Source organism: Xenorhabdus stockiae (assembly GCF_002632825.1).
Lineage (GTDB): Bacteria > Pseudomonadota > Gammaproteobacteria > Enterobacterales > Enterobacteriaceae > Xenorhabdus > Xenorhabdus stockiae.
Genome location: NZ_NJAJ01000126.1, coordinates 1 through 1061, shown reverse-complemented (window position 1 = coordinate 1061; position 1061 = coordinate 1). Strand labels below are relative to the sequence as shown.

The window sequence follows — 1061 nt, the reverse complement described above, 5'->3', positions numbered from 1 at the left end:
AAAGAAGGCAGTTGTACCGGAACCTGTAAAACGGAAGGTGAACCTGTCGATATGGCTACCGGTGACTTCCTGCAAGTCTGGCCGGTTATCGCCATTCCTGGGCTGTTACCCATCACCCTGACCCGCACCTATCGTTCTACCGCTAAGTACAGTGGCCTGTTTGGCCCGAAATGGGCGGATGACTGGTCACGTCAGTTGATGCTGACCACTGGAAAAGTGAATTTCTCCGATGCTGATGGCGTGATTTATGATTACAACACACCAGAAAATCAGGTACTCGCCCGTAATCAGCATATTCCTCATTACATATTAACCGGGGAATTAACGGGTGAGCTACAACTGACCGATCGCCAGTCCCAGCTTACCTACCACTTCAATCATGCCATCGGATCTATCCGTAAATTATCCGCGATCACTGATCGTCGCCAAAATGCGATCCAATTTATCTACGATAAACAGTCGCAACTCATTGAAGTCACACGTACCGATGGTTTCCGGCTGATTCTGGGTTATCAGGATCAACAACTCCAAACACTGGATTATCTTGAACAGAAAAAACAGCAGCGATTGGTCACTTGTCACTATGACCCACAGGGCTATCTGAGCGAATGCGAAGCTTTCCAGCATAACCATCTGTGGCATGAATATGACGCACAGGGGCGGATGATCCGCTGGCACGATACCGATCAAACCGATGTTACCCTGACTTACGATGATCGTGGCCGAGTGCTCACAACCTCCACCACCAGTGGCTACTGGAACGACCGTTTCCTCTATGACGATAACGCCCGTATCACCACGTATATTGATGCAGAGGGCGGTGAAACTCAGCATCACTACGATAACAACTGTCTGGTGATCCGCGAAGTTGATCCCCTGGGGCGCATTACCCGCCGCCAATGGCGCAACAGCCAAATTGTCTGGGAAGCTGATCCATCAGGCGCTATCACCACCTTTGATTACAATCCTGACGGAGGATTGACCGAAATAAAACTGCCGACTGGCGAATCCTTTTATTACGGTTATGACGAACACGGACAACTGACTGAAAGTGTCCTGCC

1 protein-coding gene is annotated in these 1061 nt (G+C 49.8%); it reads left to right on the top strand.

Going from position 1 to position 1061, the window contains the following annotated elements; all coding sequences use genetic code 11:
• Positions 1-1061: RHS repeat domain-containing protein (locus tag Xsto_RS20725; RefSeq protein WP_141554561.1), on the top strand; the 1061-nt coding region annotated here is incomplete at both ends.